This window comes from Acinetobacter sp., assembly GCF_050285345.1.
Taxonomy (GTDB): Bacteria; Pseudomonadota; Gammaproteobacteria; order Pseudomonadales; family Moraxellaceae; genus Acinetobacter.
In genome coordinates, this window is the sequence record NZ_JBLZXR010000058.1 from 1 (window position 1) to 2,202 (window position 2,202).

Consider the following 2,202-nt stretch of genomic DNA (forward strand, 5'->3'; position numbering starts at 1 on the left):
GAAATCTGTTTCCCAGAAAGTGATGCGGTACAAAAACTGGTGACAGAAAAGGGCTTTTTTAGCTTCTATCAAGATGATCACAAAGAATGTTGCGGCATTCGTAAAGTTCAGCCGCTACGTAAAAAACTTGCGACTCTAGATGGTTGGATTACAGGTCAACGTAAAGATCAAAGTCCGGGCACACGTAATGAAATTTCTGTAGTACAAGCTGACCCAGGTTTTTCAGGTGCGGGCAAACAATTAATTAAATACAATCCTTTGGCAAACTGGTCTAGCGCTGATGTTTGGAACTATATCCGTCTAATGGAAATTCCATATAATCCACTACACGAACGTGGCTTTATCTCGATTGGCTGTGAACCATGCACTCGACCTGTTTTACCGAATCAACATGAACGTGAAGGTCGCTGGTGGTGGGAAGATGCAACCCATAAAGAATGCGGCTTACACGCAGGCAACATGAAAAAATAAAGATCACAAAACCACTGCACAGCAGTGGTTTTTTCAACGCATCGATACACATAATTCCGTATCATTTCAACGTAAAAACGCTATACTTTGAGAGACAATCCAATAATTCTAACAATGCTACTCACAAATAGGGTAGCGATAGAAATTGCAATGAGGCAATCAACGCTATGCGTCCATTACATCCTATAGATTTTATCTTCTTAAATTTAGAGAAACGGCAGCAACCCATGCATGTAGGTGGTCTTTTTTTATTTCAGATCCCCGACAATGCACCAGACACTTTTATTCAAGATCTCGTCACAGATATTCGTAATTCAAAGTCAATTCCAATTCCGCCTTTTAATAATAAACTCAATGGCTTTTTTTGGGATGAAGATGAAGAGTTTGATCTCGATCATCATTTCCGCCATATTGCACTGCCGCATCCCGGTCGTATCCGTGAATTACTCACTTATATTTCACAGGAACATAGTGCCCTAATTGACCGTGCCAAACCACTTTGGACCTGTCACATTATTGAAGGCATTGAAGATAACCGCTTTGCCATGTATTTTAAAATCCATCATGCAATGGTAGATGGTATTGCAGGTATGCGCTTGGTTGAAAAGTCACTTTCGCGTGATCCACATGCCAAAAGTATTGTACCACCGTGGTGTGTTGAAGGCCCACGTTTGAAGCGTATCAATCAACCGAAAGTAAGTCGCGTGAAAGGCATCTTAGCAACACTGAAAGATCAACTAGATTCAACACCTCGCGTACTATACGAATTATCGCAAACCGTACTAAAAGATATGGGGCGTAACCCCGATTATGTCTCTAGCTTCCAAGCACCAAGCTCTATTCTAAATCAACGTGTCAGTTCTTCACGTCGTTTTGCCGCACAATCTTTTGAATTTTCTCGTTTGTCACATATTGCCAAGTCTCTCGGTGTCACAATTAATGATGTTGTGTTGGCGATTTGCTCAGGTGCGCTGCGTGAATACCTAATTTCACAAAATGCCCTGCCGAAAAAACCATTGATTGCTATGGTTCCTGCTTCTGTCCGTTCTGATGATTCAGATGTGTCAAACCGCATTACCATGATTTTGGCAAATTTAGGCACACATAAAGAAGATCCTCTTGAGCGTCTTAACATTGTGCGTCGCAGTGTACTAAATGCCAAAGAACGCTTTAAACGCATGAACTCGAATCAAATTTTAAACTACAGTGCTTTTGTTTATAGTGCTGCAGGGCTCAATATTGCGTCTGGTTTTATGCCGAAACGTCAGGCTTTTAATCTAGTGATTTCCAATGTCCCAGGCCCACGAGAACCTTTATATTGGAATGGTGCACGTTTAGAAGCACTCTATCCTGCTTCAATCGTGCTCGATGGTCAGGCACTCAACATCACCATGACTAGCTATCTCGATAAGCTTGAAGTGGGTTTAACGGCATGTCGTAATGCCCTTCCAAAAATGCAAAACTTACTGACACATTTGGAAGAAGAAATTCAGCGTTTTGAAGCTATTGTGAATCAAGATAGCCCAAAGTTGCAGGCGGTTAGTTAACCGCCTCACCACATTTGATATTTTAGATTGGGGCTAAATCATTCAATTTTAATAAAAAAAATCCGTTTTATGATAAAGCGGATTTTTTATTGGGTGATTATTATAGTTACGCGAATCTCAACTTTCTAAACTCTTGAAATAAAAAGGACATAACACAATTTAGATTTCGACTAAGAAAATTACC

2 protein-coding genes are annotated in these 2,202 nt (G+C 40.5%); both read left to right on the top strand.

Features of this window, described 5'->3' with window-relative positions; all coding sequences use genetic code 11:
* Window positions 1–471: phosphoadenylyl-sulfate reductase (locus tag ACN6OV_RS05450; RefSeq protein ID WP_427950485.1), on the top strand; the 471-nt coding region annotated here is incomplete at its 5' end.
* A gap of 167 nt (window positions 472–638) precedes the next feature.
* A complete protein-coding gene (locus tag ACN6OV_RS05455; RefSeq protein ID WP_427950487.1) occupies window positions 639–2,018 on the top strand; it encodes a WS/DGAT/MGAT family O-acyltransferase in 1,380 nt (459 codons plus the stop codon).
* The last annotated feature ends 184 nt before the right edge of the window (window positions 2,019–2,202 follow it).